This window comes from Nostoc sp. DedQUE02, assembly GCF_034531035.1.
GTDB lineage: Bacteria > Cyanobacteriota > Cyanobacteriia > Cyanobacteriales > Nostocaceae > Nostoc.
The window spans coordinates 51,174-77,111 of sequence record NZ_JAVRBY020000019.1 but is presented as its reverse complement, the minus strand read 5'-3'; the positions used below and the strand labels follow the sequence as shown (position 1 = coordinate 77,111).

Annotated in this window: 22 protein-coding genes, 1 tRNA gene and 1 other annotated feature; of the genes, 10 read left to right on the top strand and 13 right to left on the bottom strand. The window is 42.3% G+C overall.

Annotation, left to right across the window (positions count from 1 at the left end; all coding sequences use genetic code 11):
- The first annotated feature begins 2 nt into the window (after window positions 1–2).
- From RMX98_RS16750 to RMX98_RS16725, 6 genes are all read left to right on the top strand, one after another.
- Window positions 3–704: a hypothetical protein gene (locus RMX98_RS16750; protein WP_322678455.1), complete on the top strand. Its 702-nt coding sequence runs from the start codon at window positions 3–5 to the stop codon at window positions 702–704.
- Window positions 688–1,698: a ComEC/Rec2 family competence protein gene (locus RMX98_RS16745; protein WP_322678456.1), complete on the top strand. Its 1,011-nt coding sequence runs from the start codon at window positions 688–690 to the stop codon at window positions 1,696–1,698. Before RMX98_RS16750 ends, RMX98_RS16745 begins: the two co-directional genes overlap by 17 nt.
- Window positions 1,699–2,125: 427 nt before the next feature.
- Entirely contained in the window at window positions 2,126–2,860 is a 735-nt protein-coding gene (locus tag RMX98_RS16740) for a helix-turn-helix domain-containing protein (RefSeq protein ID WP_322678457.1), read from the top strand.
- A complete protein-coding gene (locus tag RMX98_RS16735; RefSeq protein WP_322678458.1) occupies window positions 2,860–3,765 on the top strand; it encodes a DUF1822 family protein in 906 nt (301 codons plus the stop codon). Before RMX98_RS16740 ends, RMX98_RS16735 begins: the two co-directional genes overlap by 1 nt.
- A gap of 21 nt (window positions 3,766–3,786) precedes the next feature.
- Window positions 3,787–5,916: a substrate-binding domain-containing protein gene (locus RMX98_RS16730; RefSeq protein ID WP_322678459.1), complete on the top strand. Its 2,130-nt coding sequence runs from the start codon at window positions 3,787–3,789 to the stop codon at window positions 5,914–5,916.
- 443 nt (window positions 5,917–6,359) lie between these two features.
- Window positions 6,360–7,256: an SPFH domain-containing protein gene (locus RMX98_RS16725; RefSeq protein WP_322678460.1), complete on the top strand. Its 897-nt coding sequence runs from the start codon at window positions 6,360–6,362 to the stop codon at window positions 7,254–7,256.
- 193 nt (window positions 7,257–7,449) lie between these two features.
- On the opposite strand, the gene rplL is transcribed toward RMX98_RS16725, so the two are convergent.
- The 8 genes from rplL to rplS form a co-directional block, all read right to left on the bottom strand.
- Window positions 7,450–7,845 carry a 50S ribosomal protein L7/L12 gene (rplL, locus tag RMX98_RS16720; protein WP_322678461.1) on the bottom strand — a complete coding sequence of 132 codons (396 nt, stop codon included), beginning with the start codon at window positions 7,843–7,845 and terminating at the stop codon, window positions 7,450–7,452.
- Window positions 7,846–7,924: 79 nt separating this feature from the next.
- Window positions 7,925–8,503, bottom strand: coding sequence for a 50S ribosomal protein L10 (rplJ, locus tag RMX98_RS16715; RefSeq protein ID WP_322678462.1), 579 nt, complete (start codon window positions 8,501–8,503; stop codon window positions 7,925–7,927).
- Between the two features lie 63 nt (window positions 8,504–8,566).
- Window positions 8,567–8,735 (bottom strand) — a sequence feature (ribosomal protein L10 leader region).
- A 77-nt stretch (window positions 8,736–8,812) separates the two neighbouring features.
- Window positions 8,813–9,526, bottom strand: coding sequence for a 50S ribosomal protein L1 (gene rplA, locus RMX98_RS16710; RefSeq protein ID WP_322678463.1), 714 nt, complete (start codon window positions 9,524–9,526; stop codon window positions 8,813–8,815).
- Between the two features lie 118 nt (window positions 9,527–9,644).
- A complete protein-coding gene (gene rplK, locus RMX98_RS16705; protein ID WP_094348918.1) occupies window positions 9,645–10,070 on the bottom strand; it encodes a 50S ribosomal protein L11 in 426 nt (141 codons plus the stop codon).
- A 6-nt stretch (window positions 10,071–10,076) separates the two neighbouring features.
- Window positions 10,077–10,718, bottom strand: a complete 642-nt coding sequence (nusG, locus tag RMX98_RS16700; protein WP_322678464.1) for a transcription termination/antitermination protein NusG — start codon at window positions 10,716–10,718, stop codon at window positions 10,077–10,079.
- Window positions 10,718–10,939 (bottom strand): preprotein translocase subunit SecE, encoded by a 222-nt coding sequence (secE, locus tag RMX98_RS16695; protein ID WP_322678465.1) that lies wholly within the window; start codon window positions 10,937–10,939, stop codon window positions 10,718–10,720. The genes nusG and secE overlap by 1 nt, the downstream gene beginning before the upstream one ends.
- Window positions 10,940–11,116: 177 nt before the next feature.
- Window positions 11,117–11,189, bottom strand: a tRNA-Trp gene (locus RMX98_RS16690).
- Window positions 11,190–11,341: 152 nt separating this feature from the next.
- Entirely contained in the window at window positions 11,342–11,704 is a 363-nt protein-coding gene (rplS, locus tag RMX98_RS16685) for a 50S ribosomal protein L19 (protein ID WP_322671078.1), read from the bottom strand.
- A 153-nt stretch (window positions 11,705–11,857) separates the two neighbouring features.
- Between rplS and RMX98_RS16680 the strand changes: the two genes are divergently transcribed.
- Entirely contained in the window at window positions 11,858–12,802 is a 945-nt protein-coding gene (locus RMX98_RS16680) for a glycosyltransferase family 2 protein (RefSeq protein WP_322678466.1), read from the top strand.
- A gap of 110 nt (window positions 12,803–12,912) precedes the next feature.
- Here the strand turns inward: RMX98_RS16680 and RMX98_RS16675 are convergent, their stop codons facing one another.
- Window positions 12,913–17,217, bottom strand: coding sequence for a DUF4347 domain-containing protein (locus tag RMX98_RS16675; RefSeq protein WP_322678467.1), 4,305 nt, complete (start codon window positions 17,215–17,217; stop codon window positions 12,913–12,915).
- Between the two features lie 616 nt (window positions 17,218–17,833).
- On the opposite strand from RMX98_RS16675, the gene RMX98_RS16670 reads away from it, so the two are divergent.
- Window positions 17,834–18,892: a glycosyltransferase gene (locus RMX98_RS16670; RefSeq protein ID WP_322678468.1), complete on the top strand. Its 1,059-nt coding sequence runs from the start codon at window positions 17,834–17,836 to the stop codon at window positions 18,890–18,892.
- Window positions 18,893–18,962: 70 nt separating this feature from the next.
- Here RMX98_RS16670 and RMX98_RS16665 read toward each other — a convergent pair whose 3' ends face one another.
- The gene (locus RMX98_RS16665) at window positions 18,963–19,619 is read right to left on the bottom strand and encodes a hypothetical protein (RefSeq protein ID WP_322678469.1); all 657 of its coding nucleotides are present in this window, start codon (window positions 19,617–19,619) and stop codon (window positions 18,963–18,965) included.
- Between the two features lie 803 nt (window positions 19,620–20,422).
- A complete protein-coding gene (locus RMX98_RS16660) occupies window positions 20,423–21,250 on the bottom strand; it encodes an ABC transporter permease (protein ID WP_322678470.1) in 828 nt (275 codons plus the stop codon).
- 597 nt (window positions 21,251–21,847) lie between these two features.
- Between RMX98_RS16660 and RMX98_RS16655 the strand changes: the two genes are divergently transcribed.
- Complete coding sequence (locus tag RMX98_RS16655; protein WP_322678471.1) at window positions 21,848–22,387, top strand: DUF3172 domain-containing protein; 540 nt, start codon at window positions 21,848–21,850, stop codon at window positions 22,385–22,387.
- Here the strand turns inward: RMX98_RS16655 and RMX98_RS16650 are convergent.
- Window positions 22,384–22,563 carry a hypothetical protein gene (locus RMX98_RS16650; RefSeq protein ID WP_322678472.1) on the bottom strand — a complete coding sequence of 60 codons (180 nt, stop codon included), beginning with the start codon at window positions 22,561–22,563 and terminating at the stop codon, window positions 22,384–22,386. The genes RMX98_RS16655 and RMX98_RS16650 overlap by 4 nt on opposite strands.
- Complete coding sequence (locus tag RMX98_RS16645) at window positions 22,547–23,311, bottom strand: DeoR/GlpR family DNA-binding transcription regulator (protein WP_322678473.1); 765 nt, start codon at window positions 23,309–23,311, stop codon at window positions 22,547–22,549. Before RMX98_RS16645 ends, RMX98_RS16650 begins: the two co-directional genes overlap by 17 nt.
- Before the next feature lie 657 nt (window positions 23,312–23,968).
- Between RMX98_RS16645 and RMX98_RS16640 the strand changes: the two genes are divergently transcribed.
- Window positions 23,969–25,888: a transketolase C-terminal domain-containing protein gene (locus RMX98_RS16640; RefSeq protein WP_322678474.1), complete on the top strand. Its 1,920-nt coding sequence runs from the start codon at window positions 23,969–23,971 to the stop codon at window positions 25,886–25,888.
- Window positions 25,889–25,938 lie beyond the last annotated feature (50 nt).

Below are 25,938 nucleotides of genomic sequence, written 5' to 3'. Positions count from 1 at the left end.
TTATGAGTATGACACAAGTTGTGAATGATAGGAAAATAGCTATAATTGATGATGATAAAAACCTAGCTGAGGTAACAGCTTGGGAAGTAGAAGAAGCAGGCTACCAACCATTTTTATTAGACAATAGACATTTTCGCAATGTCAGTGACTTGGTATCACTTATTAGAGAAAATACTCAAGGTGCTGTGTGCGATCATCGATTGAGTAATTCTGGATTTGCTAATTTTTATGGAGCAGAATTAGTTGCAAATCTTTACGATTGTAAATTTCCATCATTGTTAATAACTCAGTATACAGAAATGGATACATCTTTTTCGATTAGAAAATGGAGACATAAAATACCTGTACTACTAAGTCGAGAAGAAGCCGATGCTTCAAGTATTGCTAAGGGAATAGAAGATTGTACCTTAGAACTTTCTGGTAAAATACCTAGTACTAGAAAACCTCGTAGAACGATAGTTAGGATTACTAATATTGATGAAGAATCTCATGAACGTGTTGTAGATGCATTTGTTCCAGGTTGGAATCCCCATAAGGCTGTTCGTTTTCCAGCTTCTCTGATTCCAGAAAATATTAGAGTTGTATTAAAACCAAATATCCGTTTATTTGCTCACGTAAACACAGGAGCAGAAAAATCTGATGACCTGTATTTTGAAAAATTTGAATTAGCACCTGAACCAGATGAAGATGATGGACTCGCCTGAACTGATTATTTTAGATGTTGGACATGGAAATTGTGCGTTAATCAGAGATGTAAATGGTGTAATCGTTATTGACTGTCCACCTGGGGGTACGTTGGCAGAAACTCTTGAGCATCTATTTATTAAAGAAATTTTACATATCCTCATTTCCCATTCTGATGCAGATCATATTGGAGGTATGATTGACTTACTCTCAAATGAAGATATCAAAATTCACAACGTACATATAAACCCTGATGCAATTAAGAAAAGTGCAATTTGGTTAGACTTACGTATTGCTTTAGCAGATTCAAAAAAACGTTTCGGAACTGTACTTTCTAAACTAACGACAACAGAGACAGGAAAGTTTAATATTGGCTCAGTCAATTTAGAAGTACTTGCACCAACCTATGAATTAATACTTGGTGGTGCAGGTGCAACTGATTTAAAAAAAAGAAAATTGAATTCTAACTCAATATCAGCGGTGATTGGTATAGTCCATGATTCTCATAGAGTAGCTGTACTGGCAGGAGATATTGACGATGTAGGATTTGAGAATATTGTTGAAGACATACATCATTGTCCTGCTGACATACTTGTTTTTCCTCATCATGGTGGAAGACCAGGGAGTGCAGATCCTAGAATATTTGCCCAGCAATTTTGTACTTTTATTCAACCAAAGTTAATAATCTTCTCAATTGATCGTAATCGTTTTAATAATCCCCGCACAGAAATAGTAGAGGGTATTATTTCTTCAGTTCCAGATGCTCATATTTTATGTACTCAATTATCTCAACAATGTACTACTAGTCTTCCTAGTTCAAAGCCTACACATTTAACGACACTTCCTGCCAGAGGGCTTAATAGTAATAGCTGTTGTGGAGGAACTATTACTCTTAAAATAGATGGTAGCAGGACAACTTATGCTGAGATTGCTTTACATAAAGAGTTTATTGTTAATCAAGTAGCTAGCCCAATATGTCGAAAGTTTTTATCTATTGTTAAACCGGATAAGTAGGTCGGTGCAAAAACTACTTATAAAGAGCGATCGCTCACCTTGGGCGTTGGTTCTTTCCACTGGGAATATGACCATCTGCAAGAAGTACCGGAAAAACTCGCCGAACGAGTCATTCATAGCAATGGAAATAGTGGTAATGGCAACGGCAAGTAATTTTGGATTTATTTAAAATCAATGCCCTACACATTACCTGTGCAAAAGTAGTATAGCCAATGCCATTGCTCTAAAAGGCTTTTGGATTTTGGCTTAAGTTCGTGCCATTCACTGAGAAATTTTTCTCTAGCAAGAGTAATAAAAAGTTTTTGATATTTGTAACATCCACACGTAATAAGTGAATTAAAAATCAGGTAAACTCAAGCAGCAAAAGCTTTGTTGTCTTTCAGGTAAGCAATTAACAGCGCCATAGCAGCTTGGGAGCAAAACCGTTGTGGATGAACAACTTAAAAAACTTATAGATGAAGTGTGCTGTTACCCAGATCCCAGTCCAGAGAGGCAGAAAGCACTAAATAGAGTGCTTATACTCATTCAACAACTACCAGGGATTTATAAGTCTGGACACCAAGACTATTTAGAAGCTTTGAATCAAACTTGGGAATGGGTGAGCCGGAAGATTTGCGAGTTTGAAGTGCGTTCACGAAGTGACTCCGTTCGCGTAGCGTCCCGAAGGGAAGGAGTATCGCCTTCGTTGCAACAAAGCATAGTAACTTGGATTAATGGCTATCTTAAGTGGCGCATTAAAGATTTATATATACCAGATAGCAACTATACAATCAGTTTAGACAGACTTACCCGCAACGATGAGGGTGACGAAACAACCTTGTTAGATATCTTGCCAGATCGGCAGTCAGAAACTATTTCTTTAAATCTGCTGGATATCAAAATTGCCCAAATCCAAGAAACTGAGCGCCAGTGCCTTGGCAAACGCATCTGGCAATATATTGAGCAAGACGAAGAGGGTAAATTAACAGCTAGCCATCCCCGCAAAAATCCCGAATGCCATTGTCACTTATTGGCAATGCGCTTACTTCTCCAACAACCACCTCATAAAATTGCTGATATTGCTAGAGAGTTAAATATAAGCAATCAAACTCTTTACTCCCACTGGAAGAAAAATTGTCTTCCTCTGTTAAGAGAAATTGGTATGAATTTCGGATCTGACTAATGAGTAACACACAACCAGATATTTTAAGCGTCCCTCTCCCCAAAAATGCCCACCGTTGGGCTGAAGAATTTGCCGCCCAACAAGATAACCCCCAAAAGGGAAAACAAGTTTATCTCAATACTCTGGCTGTTTATGCCGTTCACAGCTACCTGAAATGGCTGAACATCAAAACGGCACTAAATCAAGGCGATAGCTGGCATCGCGGTTTTAGGGCAATTTTTGATGTTGCTGATTTAGTGTTGCCGGATGTTGGCAAACTCGAATGTCGTCCAGTGTTACCGGGTGAGGTTACGATCGCTTTGTCTCCAAGCATGACACAAGACCGCATTGGTTATGTAGGAGTTCAGTTTAGTCAGCAATTAGATTATGTAGAATTGCTGGGATTTCTTCCCGTAAGAGAAATGACTGAATCACCAGCAATACTTCAAATAGCACAACTGCAATCCTTTGATGCTTTGATTGAGATTATACAGATGCGAACGCGATTAATAAATCTGCGTCAATGGATTACGGGAATCTTCCAGCCAGATTGGCAATCCCCAGAGTTACTGCTTGCTAGCAATTTGAGAAGCAGTAGTACAATAACTCGCCCCTCAACTAACTCCATCAGTCGGGCAAAGGTGATTGATTTGGAAAGCCAAGTACTCTTATTAGTGCAGTTAACTCCCACCGATAGTGCAGTTTTCGACATTCGCCTGCGGGTTTATCCAGGTGATAATGCTATTCATCTACCACCAAATTTACAACTGATTGTTCTGGATGAAGCAGGAAACACCGGGATGGAAGTGCAATCAAGAAGTGCAGATGACTGGATGCAACTAGAGTTCAGTTGTCAACACGAAGAAAAATTCAGTGTCAAGATAGTGTTAGGGGAAACAAGTCTGATGGAAGAGTTTGTTGTTTAAGACAAACAAAAGGAGACAGCAATGGCAATCGTCAACTTGAAACTCAGGCGCACCTCAGATGAGGGATTTTTAGTAATTCTCAGGGCAAAGAATTTGGATGAAGAAACAGAAGGGTTTCTACCTCCATTACTACCAGAATTAGAATCATCTTTCAATAAATGGCAGTCAGCCTATCGTCAAATTGAGGCTGTGCGTTCTTGTGTTGCTCCCGCGCCAGGGTTACGTCTTACACCCAAAAGTATCACGATTCATTCTCATGCTGAACATACAGGAGCAGTCAAAGATTATCTAAATCAATGGCTCAACTCTGGAGATAGCAAGTGGCAACCAATCCGAGATAGACTAATTGCGATCGCTCAACAATTGCATCAGTCAAATGATGAGATTCGCGTGATCATTGATGCCAAAGATATCGATTTACGCCGCCTTCCTTGGCAGGCATGGAATTTATTTGAAGAACACTATCCCAATGCCGAAGTCGCCCTCAGCGCACCTAAAAGCTTCAATCCCAAGATAAATAAGCTTGTTCCTAAAAGTACAAAAGTCAGAATTTTAGTTGCGGTTGGTAGGAGTAACGGTATTAATACAAAAGATGACTTAAAGGTAATTCAAGATTTAGAGACAGATGGGGTAGAAGTACGCTGTTTAATTAAGCCTAGCCGCAGGGATTTGTGCGAAGCACTTTGGGATGAACAAGGCTATCATATTTTCGTTTTTACCGGGCATAGTGGAAGTCAAGAAGATGGGCAAATAGGTTGGATTGAACTTAACGACGAAGAGAGTTTGACTATTGAAGAATTTAAGGAAGCTTTGAAGCAAGCTATTGATAAGGGATTACAGTTAGCAATTTTTAATTCTTGTGATGGTTTGGGATTAGCTAACCAACTTGCACAACTACATTTGCCTCAAGTTATTGTCATGCGGGAACCCGTGCCAGACCCGGTAGCAGTGGATTTTTTAAGGTACTTTTTTAAAGAATTTACCCATAATAATAAGTCACTATTTACTTCTGTCAAAAAAGCACGCAAACGCCTAGAACATTTTAAATCTGATTACCCAGGTGCAATTTGGTTGCCAACAATTTGTATTGAAGCCAATGTTGAACCGTTGACTTGGCAAGGGTTGCGTGAAAGTTCTCCGCCAAAGCTGACTCCAATCAAGCTAGAGGATTCAACTCATCAACCCAAGAAAAATATCAAGTCGTGGTTATTAATTGGTTTACTGGCTGTGGTTGTCAGTAGTGGTGCAGCATATTTAATTAGGAAAAAAGTCAACTCCGATTTTAGTTCTGTAACTGCTCCTGAAGGAACATGGTTATATGGTGGTAGCACATCTTGGGCACCAATTCGACAATATGTAGATCCTGAAATCAAAAAAGCTCATCCGCAGTTTGAGTTACGTTATACCGATGCGATTAATGCTACACCAGGTTCCGGTACGGGAATTCGGATGTTGTTGTCAGGACAACTGACGTTTTCTCAATCTTCCCGTCCGATCGCAGACAGAGAATATCAACAATCTCAACAACGGGGATTGAGTCTCAAACAAATTCCAGTGGCTTTGGAAGGATTAGCGATCGCCGTTCACCCCGATCTCCAAATTCCAGGGCTAACCTTAAGGCAAATCAAAGATATTTACACTGGTAAAATAACTAACTGGAATCAGGTTGGTGGGCCTAACCTCAAAATTACTGCCTACTCTCGTCGTTTTGAAGACGGAGGCACTGTCGAGTTTTTAGTTGACAATATACTCGGTAAAGAAAAGCTAGGAAGTAATGTAGTATACGTCCAAGATACAACAGAAGCCCTGAGAAAATTAGCAAGCGATCGCAGTGGTATTTACTACGCTTCCGCTCCAGAAGTCGTCCCACAATGTCATATTAAGGCACTGCCAATCGCCAAACAAGGAAACAATTTTGTACCTCCTTATACAGAACCTTTGATTAAAGCCGAGCAATGTCCAAATCACCGCAACAAGTTAAATATCAATGCTTTCAAAACAGGTGAGTATCCAATTACACGCCAGATGTTTGTCATTGTCAAACAAAATGGCGGTCTAGAACAACAAGCAGGCGAGGCATACGCCAATATGCTGCTAACAAGCCAAGGGCAAAAACTTATGAATGAAGCTGGATTTGTGCGTATCCGTTGAGTACAATATATTACTTTGTAACTAATGTATTTTGACCTCGGAAGAATTCAGCACCCAGGAGTCAGAAGTCAGAAGTTATCAGGAGTCTAAAATGATTGAGATATTTATTTATCAAATCTTTTTCTGATTCTTTAACTCTAATTAAAAAATCTTTTGAGGGGCATTTATTATGCTTCTGCTCCTCAAGTGATTAATCAATGTAGTATCACTATAGGACTCATATTTGATTTAAAAAAGAAATTCGGTATACCTTAATCTTCTGAAATCCTATTACCTATTGCCTATTGCCTATTGCCTATTCCCTATTCCCTATTTCCTATTCCCTATTCCCTACCCACGCAAATGATTTCAGTAATCAAACCGGATTTCTATAGGTTAATTTCATAAAAGTATTTGGGAATTATGTGATTAAGTATATTCGTCTTAAGCACAGACAAAAACTTATGGGCTTTATAGTCTCTCTCTTAACTAGCCTAATTGCAACTCTTGTTTATCTCAATATTGGTAGGATATCTAGCGAAAAATCACGTTTAGCAATAGGCACAATTACGATATTGATTGGTAGTATTGCAGTACTGAATTCTATTTCTAGGCTTTTAGTGATTGTCCCACCTGGTAATGTCGGTGTCGTCAATTTCTTTGGTGAGGTTTCCGAAACTACTCTTAATCCTGGTGTCCACTTGCTTAACCCCTTTAGCAAGGTGCTGAATTTTTCCACTCGCCTTAAGGATGTGAAGGAAAACGTAGATACAACATCCCAAGAAGGTTTGAGCCTAAATCTTGATGTCAGTCTTCAGTACAAGCTCGATCCGCAGAAGGCAGCTACAGTATATAAAACAATTGGAACTGATGAAACACAACTGGTGATTTCCAGATTCCGCTCTACTGTCCGCGCCATCACGGCAAATTACCCAGCCAGTGCTATTTACTCTACCAAACGCCAAGAAATCGCGCAGAAAATTGACCAACAACTCACCCAGGAGATACCCGCTTTAGGTTTCATCGTTGAGGAAGCTCTTTTACGAAACGTCAAAATGCCTGATACTCTACAAGCTGCAATCCAAAACAAACTCAAGACAGAACAAGAAAATCAGCAGATGAAATTTGTTTTAGAGAAAGAGCGTCAAGAGGCAGAACGAAAGCGTATTGAAGCGCAAGGCATAGCCGATTCCCAAAAAATTATCTCTGGTGGACTTAGCAACCAAATGCTACAATTACGAGCCATTGAAGCCACAGAAAAGTTAGCTCAATCTAATAATTCTAAGCTTGTAATTATTGGTTCTGAAAAAGGCGCAGTGCCTATTCTGATCCAGCCAGAAACAGGAACCTCAAAGCCTTAAAATTTTCTAATCAGCGATCGCAATCGACAGAATTGGTTCACTAATGTAGTCCATAGCAATCCTAAAATAAATTATCAACAAAAAGCTCATCGACTTCTTAAAGAAGTCGGCGATCTGAGCGTCTTGGTGGAAAGTAAATAAAAAAGGAGCCTAACTTAGGCTCCTTAATAAAAAACTAGTAATGGAATTATGACTACTTGATAGTCACCTTACCGCCAGCTTCTTCGATGCGCTTCTTAGCATCTTCAGCAGCATCCTTAGCAACACCTTCTTTAACTGCCTTGGGCGCAGCTTCTACCAAGTCTTTAGCTTCTTTCAGACCCAAACCAGTCAATTCCCGGACAATCTTCAGTACGGCAATCTTCTTATCAGCTGGTACTGATTCGAGAACCACTTCAAACTCAGTTTGCTCAACAGCTTCCTCAGCCGGAGCACCACCACCACCACCGCCAGGCATCATCATCATACCGCCAACAGGTGCAGCAGCACTCACGCCAAAAGCTTCTTCAATTTGCTTGACTAACTCAGAAGCTTCCAGCAAAGAAAGGGTTTTTAGTTGTTCTAAAATTTGATCGGTTGCAGCAGACATTGATATAACTCCTGTAATTTTGATTATTTGTTAGTCATTAGTCATTAGCTTTTGACTGTTGACTGATGAACCATGAAGTCTATTCAGCAGCTTCGGTGCTGCTATCTTGAACAGCAGCTTCGGTGCTACCACCACTTTGCTCTTGATCAGCCACAGCCTGCAAAGCACGAGCCAGTGAACCAGGAACTTCGTTGATACCCACAGCAATCTTGGTTGCCAAGGCGTTGATAGCCCCAGCAATTTGAGCGATGAGTTGTTCCTTAGATGGCAAGTCTCCTAATACCTTGACATCAGGTTCTTTGAGTAGGCGACCTTCCAATACACCACCACGAAGTTCTGTTTTCTTGGTGGCTTTTTGGAATTCTTGGTATGCCTTAATTGCCGATGAAAAATCTTCTTTTACCAGCAAAAAGGCGGAAGAACCGTTGAGCAATTCCGACATAGGCTGCCATTTTTCATCATCTTTAATGGCAATGCCCATTAGGGTGTTCTTCGTCACCTTACAAACAGTACCACTAGGACGCAGCCGCCGCCGTAAATCGCTAATTTCAGCAACAGTTAGTCCCTGATACTCTATTACCAGTGCCAGAGTTGACTTACTCAAAGTTTCTTTGAGGTCGGCTACTATCTCTTTTTTATTTTCTAGTGTTCTACCCATTCCAATCTCACCTCCTTAAAATAATCGGGGAAGTGCCCTACTTGTAAGTTTCTTCTAAATCTGAACCCAAACAACAAACCCCAGCTAACTTAGCCGGGGTCGAGTATTAAGACTCTTAACGCCATAGTTATCACACCTTTAATGGTGGTAATTCTGACTATTAGAGTTTTAACCTCGGCAGGATATTTAAGCTATTAGCACCTGCTGTCTCCGGCTTCGCCTATTTAATTTTGTTATTTATCATTTGTCCTTTGTCTTTTACCCTTTGCCTTTACAAATGACTAATGACTAAGGACAAATGACTAAAAATTAACCAGCTTCGCTCAGTTTCAAATCTCGTAGGGCGGTGACATCAATTTTAATCGATGGCCCCATTGTGGCTGACACATAAAATGTGCGCCAATAACGACCTTTAGCCCCTGAAGGACGGTTACGGTCAATCGTCTCTTGTAATGCCTTCAGGTTGACTAACAAATCTTCAGGCGAGAATGTTGTCTTACCAAACATAACATGGACAATGCCAGTTCGGTCAGCTCGGAATTCTAATTTACCAGCTTTGAATTCTGCGATCGCACCTGCTAAATCAAATGTCACAGTTCCACCCTTGGGCGATGGCATCAAACCACGCGGCCCAAGCAACTTACCCAGTTTTGCCACCTGTGGCATCACATCGGGTGTGGCAATCAGCTTGTCAAAATCCAGTCTACCTTTCTGGATTTCGTCAATAAGTTCTTCTGACCCAACTAAATCAGCACCAGCACTGCTAGCTTCGTTTACTTTTTCGCCTCTGGCTATCACCGCCACCCGGACGATTTGTCCTGTACCTTTGGGCAATGCTACCGTTGTCCGCAACTGTTGGTCTGTATATTTGGGGTCAATTCCCAACCGGATGTGCGCTTCCGCAGCTTCGGTAAATTTAGCTGTTGCTGTGTCCTTAAGAAGGGTTAAAGCCTCTAGAGGATGATAGTCCTTGTCTTCTACTTTTGCTTGCAGTCCCTGCAAACGACGGGATATTTTTGGCATTTTTTCTCCTGGGGTAATTCCGAAGCCTCGCCTCTCCCCCGATAATTTTTAATTATGAGTCCATTGCCATTTGTCTTTGTCATTTGTTGATTTTTTACTAATGACCAATGACCAATGACTAATCGGTGACTGTTACGCCCATATTTTTAGCCGTTCCTGCCACAATCTTCATTGCCGCGTCGATATCGTTGGCATTGAGGTCGGGGAGTTTCGTTTGGGCTATTTCTTGCAATTGTGCTTTGGTAATTGACCCAACTTTCTTTTTGTTGGGTTCATTCGAGCCTTTTTCAACTTTCGCTGCTTTCCGAATCAGCACTGATGCTGGCGGAGTTTTGAGTACAAATGTAAAACTCCGGTCTTCAAAAACCGAAATTTCTACAGGTATCACCATTCCAGCTTGGTCTGCTGTTTTGGCGTTGTACTCTTTACAAAACATCATGATGTTAACACCATGTTGACCCAAGGCGGGCCCGACTGGCGGTGCTGGGTTGGCTTTTCCAGCATTCAAGGCCAGTTTAATGACCGCCACTACTTTCTTCGCCATTTGTATTTAACTCTGTTTCTCTACCTGATTAAATTCCAATTCTACTGGTGTATCCCTACCGAAAATTGAGAGCAAAGCTTTGAGTTTACTCCGCTCTGGAGAAACTTCAATTACCTCGCCTTCAAAATCTTTAAACGGCCCAGAAAGCACCATTATCTTATCACCAGTAGCCATGTCAATTTTGACAACAGCTTCTTGTTCGCTGGTTTGTTTGAATATACGTTCGACTTCTGAAGCACTCAGTGGTATGGGGTTGACATGACCGCGACCCTTACTGCTACCACGTTTTTGTTCTGAACCGACAAAGTTGATTACATGAGAGGTGTTACGTACCACCTGCCAAGTATCATCATCCATCATCATCCGCACCAGCACATAGCCAGGGAAAACTTTTTCTTCTGTATGCTGGCGACTGCCATCTTTGCGGATTTTCACCGCCGGCGTCTGCGGAATTTCTACTTGAACAATTTTGTCAGCTACATCAAAAGTTTGAATGCGTTGCTCTAAGTTAGTCTTTACACGCTTTTCACAGCCTGAGGCTACTTGCACTGCATACCAGCGTGCTTCTTTGGACGCTGTTTCTGCTGTTTCTGCTGTTTCCTCCGACTGCAACGTTGAGTTGCGTGGTTCATCTGTTGCAAAAGTCATCAGAACACCTGTTTTGCTGCCCAGTGAAACAATCCATCGACCAAGTATATCAAAGATGCGGAGAGCGCTACCATTAATAACACAGCAGCGGATTCGCTTACAATCTGTTGCCGACTGGGCCAAACTACTTTTTCAAGTTCTTCTTTGGTTCCCTGTATGAAGTTGCCAAAGCTAAATCCGTTGGGAGTTTCTGGCAATTCTGCTTCACTTTTTTTGGCCACGACCGTTTATCCCCTTGTTTGTTACTCTTTGTTCGTCCAGGTTTGCAGTTTCGACTCTATTCCACTCAATTGAAAGCAAAACAACTGCAAATACAATAATTTTACCCGAAATTATTATCGCTAACTGCTATATTAGCAGTTGCGTAATTATTTCGGGCTTTGTTTTTTGCTCTTGAGCGCGCCCTGGAGGACTTGAACCCCCGACATCAGGTTTTGGAGACCTGCGTTCTACCAACTGAACTAAGAGCGCACAAGCTGTTTTTGATTCACTGATTGCGCTGAACTAGATTTCAGTTTAACGCAATATGCGATTTTTATCATACCTCAATTTCGCTGGGAAAACAAGTCAGCGGCAGATGCCGCTTGAGGCTTGAGATTTCTCCCATATTTTTGAAGGACGAATCACAAAGGGCGGTCAAACCGTTGCTTGATCCGGGTTGCTTTACCTACGCGATCGCGGAGATAATACAGTTTAGCACGGCGGACTTTACCACGACGTAATACCTTGATGCTGTCAATCCGGGGAGAATGCAACAAAAATACCCGCTCAACGCCCACGCCTTGAAAAACCTTACGGACTGTAATAGTTTCGTTGATGCCGCCATTGCGCTTGGCAATCACTACTCCCTCGTAGGGTTGTACGCGGTATTTTTCGCCTTCCTTGATTTTCACTCCCACTTTTACAGTGTCGCCTACATAAATGTCGGGTACATTTGATTTTATCTGTTCCGCTTCAATGGAGCGGATAATCTCTTGAGCGTTCATAGTCTTTCTATCTGCTTAAAAAAAACTCACAATCATCAATGATAAATCGATAATCCTATTTCAGTCTAGTTGTTCGGATTGATAATTTTACTGATACAACAGCCTGCATATCAAAGCTATATTGCAGAATGCTGTACCACAGGGGTGAAATTTATGAAATTTAGCGTCGTCATCAGTACCTATAATCGCTTGAATTTGCTGCAAAGAGCAATTGATTCGGCTCGGAACCAAACAATCGAGTGCGAGGTGGTTGTTGCCGATGACTGTTCATCTGATGATACCCAAAGCTATCTCAAAAGCTTAGGGGACAAGGTTGTTTACCATCGTAACGAAGTCAACCTTGGTCATGCAGCAACGGTAAATGCGGGAGTTGCCAAAGCTAGCGGCGACTGGATCAAGTTTTTAGATGATGACGACTATTTAGCGCCCAACTGCATAGAAAAGATGGCAAAGGCGATCGCACTTCGTCCCGATGCTGTAATCTGCTCTTGTGTGGCGGCTCAGGTAGATGGTAATGAAGTTGAACTCTCTCGCACCCCCCAAGTTGGGCCCGGTTTAGCTTTTTATATCCCCCAAGCCGATATTCACTACGGTATGCTTTTAGAGCTTGTACCCTTTGGCACACCTGTACAAGTAGCTTGTCGGCGTGATGCTTTCCTCCAAACTGGTGGTTGGGACTCCACACTCGATGCTAACTGCGATGACATCGATTCCTGGATTCGGATTGCTCAGTTTGGCGATGCTATTTTCTTCAACCAGTGTCTTGCTTACCGGACTATCTGGCCGGGTGCGTATAATCAAAAGTTTTCTTTGTCTCGGCGGTTGGCAACAAATATTTTGATGAAGGAAAAAATTTACGCCTTGGTAAACGAGCAACATCGCTCAAAGATTCCCGTCTTTGAGGATATAAAAAATTACCTGAAACTTCATTGGATTTTAGTAGCACTAAAGCAAAAAAATCTCAAGAGTTTTCTTTCAATGATAGATTCGTCTATACTTTCTCCTCAGTCTTGGAAGTTTTTGCTAACTGCTACCTCATCACGCCGTTCACAGGGAAACAATTCTCAGGTGCGTAAACTTGTATTGATTGAGTCGTAATTATGATATCTGGCAAAATACCCAGAATAAAAGCACCAGTCGCCAGAATTTAATTTTAAATCCTGGCGACTGGTGGACTTCAGAGTGAGTGTTAATTTGAACTCCGAACGCTAGACGAGGACATTACTACCAACTACTAGATTTGTCGCAGTGAAATTATCCAAAGTCACCAAGGTATAAAAATAGTAACTCCCACTACCGTAGTTAATCTGAACTTGTGTAGAAGCATCTGATTGCACAAACCGCAGCTTGCCATCTGAGATGGGGTTGCTGCCACTGTAGCCTTGACTCTTCAACACATCAGTCAGGACTAACTTATCCTCACTTTGATTAAAGTCAGTGATTGTATCAGTGTTATACTTCAAGGCTTGATAGATGAACTGGTCACGACCGCCACCGCCAGTCAGGGTATCGTACTCTCCGCCACTAATAAGAATGTCATTACCAGTACCTCCAACCAGGATGTCACTACCATTACCTCCAACCAGGGTATCGTTACCAGCACCACCAATGAGCGTATCATAACCGTAATCTGCACCGCCGCGTAGTAGATCGTTGCCACTCTTGCCGTCGATGCGGTCATTACCACCCTGACCATTAATGACATCAGCTGAGTTGTCAAAACCATTGACATTGTTGTTCAGGTCATTAAGAAAGGTGACTGTGTTTTTGTTGAAGATTGTGTTTTGGGTAGAGTTGGCATTGAAGACATCAAAGCTGTCACGAATGCTGCTTTGCCCATCAAATAAGATATTGCCAAGTGTCAATAGGTTCTCTAGGTTTTCCAGAGCAAAGTTTTGCAAGATTACTTTGTCATCAGCCACCCCTTCAAAAGTAAGCTCTAGATTATTACCATTCTGCGTGAGTAGCAGATTTTGGGCAGTCAATCCAGCACCTTGGAATTTGAGGGTATCCAATTCGCCAATGATTGCTGGCGAGGGATTTGAGCCTTTACCTAACCCACCAAAATCAGTGATGATATCAACACCATCACCTAAATTGTAAACAAATTCATCTTTGCCACCGCCACCAGTTAAGATGTCGTTGCCTTGATTACCTGTGATGGTATCATTCCCGGCTTGACCGTTAATTATTTCATTAGAATTATTGCCCACTAGATTATCAGCGCCATTGGTTCCATTCACCCCGTTGAACTCTAAGGCACCAATATCAACTGTACCCTCAGATATTCTGTCAAATCCAGCGCCGCGTTGGTCGGTGGTTATACCTGTTGGAATCAGAGCATTATTGCCTGCATTAATGGCGGGGCTATCTCCAATTAAGGCATTAGTAAAAGTTGCACCGCCGTTATTTTGCAAGGGGCTGAGTCTAGGGTCGATAGGGTTGGCGCTGGTGCCTACGAGGGTGCTGGTAGTAAAGCCAGTGCTACCAGTGTTATTGCCAATCAAGTTATTGCCAAGGTCGGTGAAGTTTCCTTCAACGTCGGTGGAAACACTACCTATTAAGTTGCCTGCAATAATGGTATTTCCAACGATAACAGTGCCATTAGATTCATTGAAAACGCCTCCATTTTCAGCATAACTGTAGTAGCCACCTGTTGCCTTGTTATTGGTAATAGTGTCGTTGGTGAGGGTGAGGGTGCCGCTGTTGTTATAGATGCCACCACCTCTAATATCTACATTATTATCAGAGACAGTACTGTTAGTCAGGCTAAAAGTACCATCGTTAAAGATGCCACCGCCGTCTCCTGCTCGATTACCAGAGATAGTGCTTCTCGATATATCGACAGTGCCGGAGTTATAAATGCCACCACCATAAGACGGGTAGATATTAGGAGTACGGTACTCCAGACCTTTGGCATATGCTGTATTATTAGAGACAGTGCTTCCTGTTATCTTAAGGGTGCCCGTGTTAAATATGCCGCCACCGTAGGCATTGAATGATCTGTAAATGTATGCACTATTACCAGAGACAGTACTGTTAGTCAGGCTAAGAGTACCTGTGTTAAATACACCACCGCCTAATGATGACCCCTGATTGCCGGAGATAGTAGTGTTGGTCAGGCTGAGGTTGCCTCTGTTAAAGATGCCTCCCACGGCTCCTTGATTGCCTGAGACAGTGCTATTAGTCAAGTTGAGGCTGGTATTGCTATCAAGAAAAATACTGCCATATATCGCATCATTAGCATTGGCAATCTTCAAGCCATCAATGCTGACATCTGTCCCTGTCCCCGCGATCTTGAACACACTAAAGGCATTATTACCACTGATGGTCAACTTAGATGCTCCAGTTCCGACAATGGTTACATCATCAGTAATCGTCAGTTGGCCAGAGGTAAGAGTGATGATATCTGGAGTAGCATCAGTGAACACGCTGCCTGCAAAGGTAATCGTATCCGCCCCAGCAGTTGCATTGGCATTCAGGAGCGCCTGCCGCAATGACCCTGCCCCAGAATCGTTGGTATTAGTCACCACTGTGTCAGTGTTAACAGGTAGCGGGGTGATGGGAGACTGGACTTCATAAGCACCGATATCAACTTTACTATTGAAAAATCGGTTAAATCCAACACCTCTTTGGTCAGTGGTGACATTAGCTGGAACTAAGGAATTATTGCCTGCGTTAATGGCGGGACTACCTGCAAGTAAGGCATAAGTAAAAGTTGCACCACCGTTATTTTGCAGAGGGCCGAGTTTTGGGTCAATGGGGTTGGCGTTTGTGCCCACTAAGGTGCTGGTGATAAAACCAGTGCTATCAATCCCATTACTACTTTGGCTAATAATGCTACCAGTCTGATTACCAATTAGGTTATTGCCCGAGTCGATGAAAGTGCTACCGGACACGTCGGGGTTGATATCGCCAGAGCTAGATTTGTCGAAGTTGCCTGCAATAATGGTGTTGCCCACAACGGCGAGTGGGTCCTTGTATGAACCAAACTCACTACTGAAAATGCCACCACCGTCACCAACACCATCACCGTTTGAGTCAGCGGTGTTATTCGTAATCGTGCTATTGATGATGCTAAGGTTGGTAAAGTTATAAATGCCACCCCCATTATCTAATGCCTTATTGCCAGAGATGCTGCTATTAGTCAGGGTAGCTGTACCGACATTAAAAGGAAGATCATCTCCTCCGTTATAAATGCCAGCCCCGTTATTCGCCGTATTGTTAGAGACAGTGCTATTGGTCAGCTTTAAGTCGCCTTCGGTATAAATGCCGCCACCGATGGAGGTTGTTGTATTGCCAGAGACGCTGCTTTCTGTTAGGTTGAGGACGCCTTCGCTATAAATGCCGCCACCGCTGGAGGTTGCCGTATTGTCAAAGATGCTGCTTTTAGTTAAGCTAAGAACCCCTTGATTAGAGATACCGCCGCCGTTGGAGGTTGCTGTATTGCCAGATACATTAGTATTGGTGAGCTTAAGAGTGCCTTTGTTATTGATACCGCCGCCGTTAGAGGTTGCTGTATTGTCAGATACATTACTATTGGTCAGGCTAAGGAGGGTATTGTTATTAACCAAAATACCGCTATCATTACCGTTAGCAATTTTTAAACCATCAATACTGACATCTCTTCCTAATCCCGATATCTCAAACACCCTGGAAGCATTATTTCCACTCACGGTGAGCTTGGATACCCCAGTCCCCAAGATGGTAAGATCATCGGTAATTGTCAGTTGCCCAGAGGTGAGGGTGATAACATCTGGGGTGGTATCGTTGAACACTCCCCCAAAGGTAATGGTATCATCTCCAGCAGTCGCATTGGCTAAGTTTATTGCTTCGCGGAGTGTAGTAATACCGTTGTTCGCATTACCATCATCTGCGTCCCCGGTATTATTCACCGTAAATGTCGCCAATACTCCCACGTAAGCTTGCTGCGTCGTTTCTGCAAACGCTAAACTCACTTCCATCTCGGCAGTGCGTACTTCCAGTTCCCAGTTACCTCCTAATGCCGCACTACCTATCATCTGACGCGAAGCAGCAATATTTGCCCCTGTAAGTTGGTGCAGTTTGGCAATAAATTCTGCTCCCACATCACCGTCAGCGACGTTGCAACCATAGATGAGTAAGTTGGTTACTGTTGTGGCAGATGTAACTAACGGTTTAACGATTTTGGACGAGGTAGAAAATATTTTTTGCCATTGTTGGAGTTGCTGGCTATGGTATTCGAGGGTATCGAGTTCCAAGTAAGTGTTGCCCAATTGCAAGCTACCAGGGGCACCGTGGCAAACAATATGAATACTGCTAATATTCTGGTCAGCATGAGTTGCCAAAATCTCCGTAATTTGCTCAACACCGTTCTGTGTCGGGTCAATAACGAATACTTCGGTGTTGGAGATAACACCGTTAATTAAACTCTGATAGTCTTCAACTCTCGTGTCAATGAAGACCAGGTTATGTGTATATAAGTTGGGAATTACGGTATTTAATTGGAAGTGTGGAGTATGTAACGTTGCCATTTTGTTACCTCAAATTAAGGTTATGAGTTCAACTCAAACTGACTGAAGCTTTGCCATTACAGGGTTTTCACACAATTATTAACAGTAATAATGAATTATTTGTTACTATTAATTTCCTTTTTTATCATCAGGCAAGTTGCTATTTTTGTAAAGCAGTATTTCAGGAGTGCTGATAAATGAACTGTTAACAGACTCTTGAGAGAAACACGGGATTGAAACAAGGACGCGATGCTTGACCTGCTTCAATCTAGAGTACTTGTAACTCAAAATTAAAAGACTTTTATTCTCTGTTTTGGCTGCTGTATTGAATGGGATTTATATATCTGCTGTGCTGTATTAGAGTTCGATGTCAGGTATTGGGAAATAGAAAATAAGGCTGTAGCGACTTAAGATAGCAGATTCAGTCTTCAGAATTTTGAAGTTTTACCCCGATTTATTGAGCCGTTACTGAATAAGTCTTTAAGCTAAGTAACTGGTTATAAACGCTCTTAATCAGTAGAAAGTGGTCAATTTTACGCACTACTGATCACTTTTGAGTTGTCGCTGAAGACTTCAAAAATTATGTTGATTTATACTCAGTTACTTATCTTTATTTTTTATACACATCTCAAAAATTATGCGAATCATACATATTTTGAACCACGTTCAAGAAATAGGTAACGGTATTGTAAATGTGGCTGTGGATTTGGCTTGTCTACAGGCAAAATCTGGTTATGAGGTAGCGGTTGTTTCTGCTGGTGGGGAATACGAGACTTTACTAGATATTTGTGGTGTTAAACATTACCAATTAGACCAAAGCAGGAAACCGATAAATACGATCAAAGCAGCTATATGTTACCGAGCGATCGCAGCTGAATTTCAGCCGGATATCGTTCATGCCCACATGATGACGGGGGTAATACTAGCACGTATTTTTAAAGGAAACAAATATGCTTTAGTTTCCACAGTTCATAACGAATTTCAGCGTGCCAGTCTGCTGATGGGTTTAGCTGACAGGGTAATTGCTGTCAGTAAAGCTGTGCAAGATTCTATGATTAGGCGTGGTATTCCAGAAAATAAGTTGCGGGTGGTATGTAACGGGACTTTGGGCAGTCCCCGTACCCGACAGATACAAGATTATCAACCTTTACCATTACAGCATCCAGCGATCGCCACTGTTGCCGGGATGTATCAACGTAAGGGAATTGCTGAGTTAATTGCTGCCTTTGAACAAATTGCCTCAGATTTTCCCCAAGCCCATCTCTATTTGGTAGGAAATGGCCCTGATAAACAGCTATTTGAGGCACAGGCACAAGCAACTTCTGTAAAAGAACGTATTCATTTTGAAGGTTTTCAACCGGAACCTCAACGTTATCTAATATCTTGTGACATATTTGTGCTAGCTTCCCACCGCGATCCTTGCCCTTTAGTACTTTCGGAAGCTAGGGAAACTGGAACTGCGATCGTTGGTACTCAAGTAGACGGGATTCCTGAAGCTTTGGATAATGGGCAAGCTGGGCTTTTGGTGCCAGTAAAAGATAGTAATGCTTTAGCTGGGGTTTTAGTACAATTACTTAGTAATGCCGAGATGTTGCACGAGTGGAAACAACGGGCAAATAAAAACCTAGAAAGGTTGAGTGTTGCCCGTGTCCATCAGGAAACAATGACAGTGTATCGTGAGTTAATTACAGAATGAGGGCATGGGATATGGGGCATTGGGCATTAAAGAAATTCTTTCCTTGTCTCCCCAGTCCCCAGTAACAGATTTAACAGAGCGATCGCTTTAGTTTTAAAGCTACGCCTAAAGTACCAAAGACTAGTACACCCAAAACGTTAGTTGATTCAGGAACGGCGGTGTAATAAGCAGCAACTCTGATCGGCCCATCTTTATCCTCTTGCTCTGCTGGTATTGGTGGAATAATTCCACCACCTGGCGCGAGATTGGGTAGGGTCGCAAATGGGTTGTAGAATATGCTTCCATTTCGGATTACACCACCACTAAAAGTGATAGTACTACCCTTGATGGTAATGTCTGTAAAAATATCCTTCAGATCGGGGTTAATAGAGTTGCCTATCTTCCCATCTCCATTAACATCTCCCCACTCCACTGTTTCATTCTCAATTGGTGGAGTAGAATCTGGATTATTATAGGACAGCGTTTTTAAATCAAACACCAAGCTATTTATATCGTAGCCAGTTGAATTTAGAAAGTTATTAGCTACATCTGGGACACCATATTCTATTACTTGCCCTGGTTGATAATCTTTAAGGATTCTTGGGTTTTTCGTGTTAAGTATGTCTTGATTCACAGTCGTCACGATTGGTTCTACAAAGATGACGGCTCTGGCTGGTGTCCAAGATAAAAAACTAATTCCTGCTGCTCCGAGAACAGATAAGGCTATTTTGCTTGCAATTCTAGTCATATTTGTGTCCTTTCGATATTGATTAACAGAATGCTATACCGCGTGGGTTAAATCAAACAGCAAAAACTCACTTGTTAACTGCTATCTACCTGCTAGATAAATAGTGGTTAATGTGTGCCTGGTCACTGAGTTGATATCTACTCATAGGTTGATTTATAAAGCAATTCTTGTAATGCTTTATCACGATAATTAGTAATTTCACGCAATCTTTATAAAAAATCCAAATTAGAACTTGTGCATTGACAAATTCGATAATGTATGCGTTGTAAGCAATTATCCTGACCCCTAATGAACTGTGGTTTATTACTGTCTTAACGGAATGCCACATATAGGAATCCGCTTTGATTTCTGAACTGATTTACGCTGTCAGGCAATAGGCAATAGTCAAGAAGGTTTCTTAGTTCTACTGAGTTTTTTCAGAAATCAAATATGAGTCCTATAGAAGGCTGGAGATGAAATGGTTGTAAGATTTAGAGACTATGACAAACGGCTTGCTGATTTTGAGCAATAAATTTTAGTTCGTTGTCCCCAATGCGATGCCTACGGTGGGCTGCGCCTACGCATTGTCAAGATATTGACTGTAAACTCTGAGCAATCAAGTTTCAGTTCCATCAAAAGAATTACCTGTCACCACTGTAGCTATACAAAACAAAAACCAATTGCGAGAACGCTTGCCAGATGACTCATTAGGCTGGCACAATGGCAGTCTTGCAGTCGCCTACCGCGATGGATCAAGTTGACGCAGCATCGGAAAAGGTTTTACAGAAAATTCAACAGTTAAAGCACAGGTTGTAATAAAGGCTTTAATCCTGTTGATGAGCAAATTTATAACCACCCCAGAGAGAAAGAGCGATCGCAACCGCCAGCAAAATCGGTATGCTGTACCAAGGAAACTGAGACAGGGGTAAATGGGCAGCTGCACGCAGTCCAATGCTGGCGTAGGTTAACGGTAACAGGTAAACTACGACTTTAAGGGCTGCTGGTAATGTACCAGGGTCAAAGAAGGTTGCCCCTAAGAATGACATGGGGATAATAATAAAGTTGTTGTAGAGTCCAACTGATTCGAGCGATCGCACACTCAACCCTACAATCACCCCCAATCCAGCAAATACCGCACAATTGAGCACCACTAACAGTAAAAACAGTGGGTTGACAAAATTCCAGTTTCCACTCAACAGCAACGCTACCAAAATCACGGAACCGGAAGTCATTAAACCCCGCACGACTCCCGCCAGCATTTTACCGATGTACAACGCTAAGGGATTTATGGGAGTCAACAACAATTCTTCAAAGGTTTTGGTAAATAATCTGTCTCCACAAATTGAAAATGTCGTTCCAGCAAAGCTAACCGTCATCGACGACAGTGCCACCATTCCCGGTAATATAAATTCCAAATAGTTGTTATAGTTACCACTAATTCCCGAACCGGGTTTGATGGAACTACCTAAACCCAAGCCAAAAGCTAAAATATATATCAGTGGCGATATTAAACCTGATGCCGCAACTGGTAAAATTCTCACGCGTAAATCTAGCCAATCTCCCCAAAAAATAGTCAGACTATCAGCCAGGAAGATTTGAAGTTGCGAAGTCTTGAACCTCTTGCCCGAAGGTAGCGCTCTTTGAGATGTCACTTGCTTTCAATTAGTTATTAAAATTTAATTAAATCTTAATTTACATTGTTTTACACATCAATTACTAGTAGTCTGCCAACCCAAAAATGCGCTTGTGAGGATTGGGGAAAGGGGAAAGGGAAAAGAGAAAGGGATTTAAACCCTTTCCCCCTGCCCCCTTAACCTTTACCCCGCTTGCGTTCCCTTGGGGTACTACTAGGGGAAACAAAAATATCTCATCCGAAAAATTGAAAATTAACAACAAAAGTTAGATAGTTTAAGCATTATGACTAGATCAATTGTGAGAGTAAATATAGGAATGCGCTTTGATTTCTGAACTGATTTGCGCTGTCAGGTAATAGGCAATAGGCAAGAAGGCTTCTTAGTTTTACTGAGTTTTTTCAGAAATAAAATATGAGTCCTATAGCTATATCTGATAACAATTAAAAGTCTTAAAATTTTATGCCAATATCTAGATAAACTAGTATTTTTCTCATTTAACAAAAATATTGCAGAGAAAATCACAGGCAATTACAGTCAAGAATAGGCATACTGAAAGAGGGAGAAAAAACTTTAGACTACTCCCTTCCAAATTGGCGTGAAGGTGATTAAGCAACAATGAGACGTAAATCTACTGGTAGATCGGCTACTACTTCTAAACCCTCTATTTTCCAATCCCCTCTATTTAACTTCACCACCATCGCAATTATGGGAGGAGTGTTGATTTTGGGGATTGGGATTGGCATTGCTTTTAGTTCTACAACCACATTGGCCCCATCAAATGTAGCTTCCCGTGAATTTATAGACACCAAAGCACCAAACCCAGAAATTTGTGTGCAGTACGGAGCTAGTGCGATGGTAATGGACGCTAGACTGTTCGTAACTCTCAACCCCTTCAATGTCTATGTTTCCCAGCCTAGTATGCGTCCTGGATGCGTGCTTCGACAAAATAACTGGGCGCTTTTAGAGCAACGTAAGCTAGTGACATCCGATCAGGTAAGAGATTGCAAAAATCGTCTGAACACTTTTGGTTTCACAGGGAACTTGGACAGTGATAAACCTGATATTAGATGTATATATCAAAATGAAGCTGCTCAAAACTTCTTCACTGCTCAACCGGGAGCAGTTGGCACACCTCAGGAAACGGATAGATTTTAGATTTGGGGATTGGGGATTGGGGATTGGGCAAAAAAAGCAGAGGGGCAGAGGGGCAGAGGAGAAAGACTTACTACAACTTCTCCCTTGCTCCCCTGCTCCCTTGCTTCTTCCCCAATCCCCAATCCCTGCTCCCCTGTGATCGCATCTGCCTTCATCACCTCACTCGTACTCGTCACGGATAATTGTTAAACCTAAAGCTTTGTAAGCACTCAACATATTATTAGATACTGTCGGTGCTGTTACTAGGTAAGTCAGGGCATGAATGGACTCCACGAGATAAGGAGCAGCCGTGTCTAGTTTTTCTGCTGTGACTAATCCGACTACCTCAGCCGATCCAGCAATCATCGCTCGTTTGACGTGGGCTTCGTCTAGGTTAGGTACACTAATCCCAACTTCTGGATGCAAACTGCAAACTCCCAACATGCACAAATCTGCACGAATCATCCGTAATGTCTCAATTGTGACCGTACCGACGTTCACCAAGGCTTTTTTGTAGAGTTGTCCACCTAACATCACAACTTCTATATGGGGATGTTCTGCTAAAGCAACTGCTATTGGCGGACTATTTGTGATCACTGTTGCGTGCAAATCTAAAGGCAAATGACGGGTTACTTGGAGAGTTGTTGTACCTCCATCTAAAATTACCACCTGCCCTGTACCAACTAATTTTGCTGCTGTGCGAGCGATCGCTTCCTTTTCTTTTGGCGCTTGCTTTTGGCGATCGGCATAACTAGCGGTGGCTGGAGATTTCAGGAGCGCTCCCCCATGAACGCGTTGCAATAGTCCGGTTTGTGCCAGTTCTCGCAAATCCCGGCGAATCGTATCCTCAGAAACTTTCAAAACAGCACTAAGTTCTGTCGAAAGTACCTTTTTATCACGACGCAGAATTTCTAAGATAAATTGTCGTCGTTCAGCAGTTAGCATAATTAATTTTCCTGAAATTGCGTTTTTTAACTTGAAATTGCACGTTTGTGAGTTTATACTTATTGATATGCAAGTCTCTGTACGGTAATCCGTAACTTCAATTGAATTCAAGCACATTCATGCACAATTGCATGTATTGATTTTGGCATTTGATGAAATCGCACGGTTCCACAATGGTTCTGAGTGGTTGGCTTGAGCTTGGATAATTGTTGCCCAATGAGGGTTTTAACAATTTTTTTGTAGTGCGATCGCGCATCTCATCTCAATACGGTTCGGTTAATGTGCTTATTCCTCGAAGATCCCCCCAACCCCCCTTAAAAAGCAGGGCTGTTTCGTCCCCTAAAAGGCGCTGATTTACAAGCGTTTCAAGCAAAAAAATCAGGTGACTAAAAAATCTGATTGGACAAGAAAATGGCGATCGCACTTAAATTTATCCGTTGAAGTGGTAATTTTTCTTTTTCCCACTTCCCTAAATTTCTCGCTCATACTCTTGACAAAATCATGATCTTATCGAATGAAACAGCCCTGCCCTTAAAAAGGGGGCTTCTGACCCTCTTTTACCCCCTTTTTAAGGGGGTCGCCATAGGCGGGGGGATCTTATCCGAACCATATTGCATTCCAATCTGTTCAAATTGTTTTTTATTCAATCAATAAACCATGACTATTATGAATACCCAATTTCCAATCGATCTCGGTGCTTACAAACCTTTAGCGCTCAATCCAGCAAATTCCAGTCTCACTGCCGAACAACGAGATACTCTCAAAGCGAATATTCAACTGTGTAGAGATGCGATCGTTTTTTTTACCGCGACTGGCGCTGCTAGCGGAGTCGGCGGTCATACCGGCGGGCCATACGATACAGTGCCAGAGGTAATGATTCTTGATGCCTTTTTCCGGGGAGCATCGGAGCAATTTGTGCCAATTTTTTTTGATGAAGCAGGACATCGAGTCGCCACCCAATATCTGATGGCAACGTTGCATGGTGATTTACCTGCCGAGCAACTTTTACATTATCGGCAAGCACATTCCAATTTACCGGGACACCCCGAATTAAAACTAACTCCTGGTGTGAAATTTAGTTCTGGGCGCTTGGGTCATATTTGGCCTTACATCAATGGTGTGGCAATGGCGAATCCAGGCAAGGCTGTTTTCTGTCTCGGTTCTGATGGTTCGCAGCAAGAAGGTAACGATGCTGAAGCTGCTCGCTTGGCTGTTGCTCAACATCTCAACGTCAAACTGCTTATTGATGACAACGACGTAACGATCGCTGGACATCCTTCTAAATATTTACCTGGTTTCAGCGTCGCCAAAACCTTAGAAGGGCATGGTTTGAAAGTACTTCAGGGAGACGGGGAAGACTTAGACGATTTATACCGTCGGATTTGCGAAGCTGTAAATACTCCCGGAGCGATCGCTATTATCAATAAACGCCCGATGTGTCCTGGTATTGAAGGTTTAGAAGGTTCTATTCATGGTCATGATGTCATCTCTGTAGATTTAGCACTTAAATATCTAGAATCTCGTGGACAAACTGCGGCTGTGGAATACCTTAAAAGTATTGAAAAACCCAAGCAAACATATACATTTCTGGGTTCTGGCGATAAATGGGGCGCTAACCGCAGTGTATTTGGTGAAGCCGTGGTGGGTGTCCTCAGTCGCATGAGTGAAGCGGAGCGTAAAGAAAAAGTCAAGGTCATTGATAGCGACTTAGAAGGCTCCTGCGGTTTGAAGAAAATTCATGAAACATACCCAGAAATATTTATTTCCTCTGGCATCATGGAACGGAGCAACTTCTCTGCTGCGGCTGGATTCGGGATGGACGAGGGCAAGCAAGGTATTTTTGCGACCTTCAGCGCCTTCTTAGAAATGTGTATCTCAGAAATCACAATGGCACGGCTAAACTATTCCAATGTTCTATGTCATTTTTCCCATGCGGGTATAGATGACATGGCAGATAACAGCTGCCACTTTGGTATAAATAATATGTTTGCCGACAATGGCTTGGATGATGGCTACCCAACACAGTTGTACTTCCCAGCAGATAATAATCAAATGACAGCTTGTGTAGAAGCTGTATTCCATGAGCCTGGACTGCGGTTTATTTTCTCCACCCGTTCCAAAGTGCCCAATATTCAGGATAGCAACGGCAATGACTTCTTTGGAAGTGGGTACAAGTTTGTTCCTGGTAAAGATGAGGTTATACGAGAAGGGACGCAAGGCTACATTATCAGTTTTGGCGATGCTCTCTACCGTGCCGTTGATGCTGTAGAGCGTCTGAAACAAGAAGGACTGGACGTTGGTTTAATTAACAAACCAACTTTAAACACCATTGATGAAGAAATGATTACCAAAGTTGGTAACGCTCCTTTTGTGCTTGTAGTAGAACCCTTCAACCGTCGCACTGGCTTAGGTAGTCGTTTCGGTTCTTGGCTACTAGAGCGGGGGTTGACTCCCAAATATGCCCATCTTGGAACTCATAAAGAAGGTTGCGGCGGTTTGTGGGAACAGTACCCATATCAAGGTATCGATCCAGTCGGCATCATCAACAAGGTAAAGGAGTTAGTTGGAGGAAAGTAATTCATTTATTAGGGCATAGCAGGGGAGCAGGGGGAGCAGGGGAGCAAGGG

What these genes read in the sequence shown, in the direction of transcription:
- RMX98_RS16680 (WP_322678466.1), top strand. Translation starts at nt 11,858, where the DNA reads ATGAAATTTAGCGTCGTCATCAGTACCTATAATCGCTTGAATTTGCTG.
- RMX98_RS16730 (WP_322678459.1), top strand. Translation starts at nt 3,787, where the DNA reads ATGGCAATCGTCAACTTGAAACTCAGGCGCACCTCAGATGAGGGATTT.
- RMX98_RS16735 (WP_322678458.1), top strand. Translation starts at nt 2,860, where the DNA reads ATGAGTAACACACAACCAGATATTTTAAGCGTCCCTCTCCCCAAAAAT.
- RMX98_RS16725 (WP_322678460.1), top strand. Translation starts at nt 6,360, where the DNA reads ATGGGCTTTATAGTCTCTCTCTTAACTAGCCTAATTGCAACTCTTGTT.
- nusG (WP_322678464.1), bottom strand. Translation starts at nt 10,718, where the DNA reads ATGACTTTTGCAACAGATGAACCACGCAACTCAACGTTGCAGTCGGAG.
- rplK (WP_094348918.1), bottom strand. Translation starts at nt 10,070, where the DNA reads ATGGCGAAGAAAGTAGTGGCGGTCATTAAACTGGCCTTGAATGCTGGA.
- RMX98_RS16745 (WP_322678456.1), top strand. Translation starts at nt 688, where the DNA reads ATGATGGACTCGCCTGAACTGATTATTTTAGATGTTGGACATGGAAAT.
- RMX98_RS16675 (WP_322678467.1), bottom strand. Translation starts at nt 17,217, where the DNA reads ATGGCAACGTTACATACTCCACACTTCCAATTAAATACCGTAATTCCC.
- RMX98_RS16665 (WP_322678469.1), bottom strand. Translation starts at nt 19,619, where the DNA reads ATGACTAGAATTGCAAGCAAAATAGCCTTATCTGTTCTCGGAGCAGCA.
- rplS (WP_322671078.1), bottom strand. Translation starts at nt 11,704, where the DNA reads ATGAACGCTCAAGAGATTATCCGCTCCATTGAAGCGGAACAGATAAAA.
- RMX98_RS16655 (WP_322678471.1), top strand. Translation starts at nt 21,848, where the DNA reads ATGAGACGTAAATCTACTGGTAGATCGGCTACTACTTCTAAACCCTCT.
- RMX98_RS16750 (WP_322678455.1), top strand. Translation starts at nt 3, where the DNA reads ATGAGTATGACACAAGTTGTGAATGATAGGAAAATAGCTATAATTGAT.
- rplL (WP_322678461.1), bottom strand. Translation starts at nt 7,845, where the DNA reads ATGTCTGCTGCAACCGATCAAATTTTAGAACAACTAAAAACCCTTTCT.
- RMX98_RS16670 (WP_322678468.1), top strand. Translation starts at nt 17,834, where the DNA reads ATGCGAATCATACATATTTTGAACCACGTTCAAGAAATAGGTAACGGT.
- rplA (WP_322678463.1), bottom strand. Translation starts at nt 9,526, where the DNA reads ATGCCAAAAATATCCCGTCGTTTGCAGGGACTGCAAGCAAAAGTAGAA.
- rplJ (WP_322678462.1), bottom strand. Translation starts at nt 8,503, where the DNA reads ATGGGTAGAACACTAGAAAATAAAAAAGAGATAGTAGCCGACCTCAAA.
- RMX98_RS16645 (WP_322678473.1), bottom strand. Translation starts at nt 23,311, where the DNA reads ATGCTAACTGCTGAACGACGACAATTTATCTTAGAAATTCTGCGTCGT.
- RMX98_RS16640 (WP_322678474.1), top strand. Translation starts at nt 23,969, where the DNA reads ATGACTATTATGAATACCCAATTTCCAATCGATCTCGGTGCTTACAAA.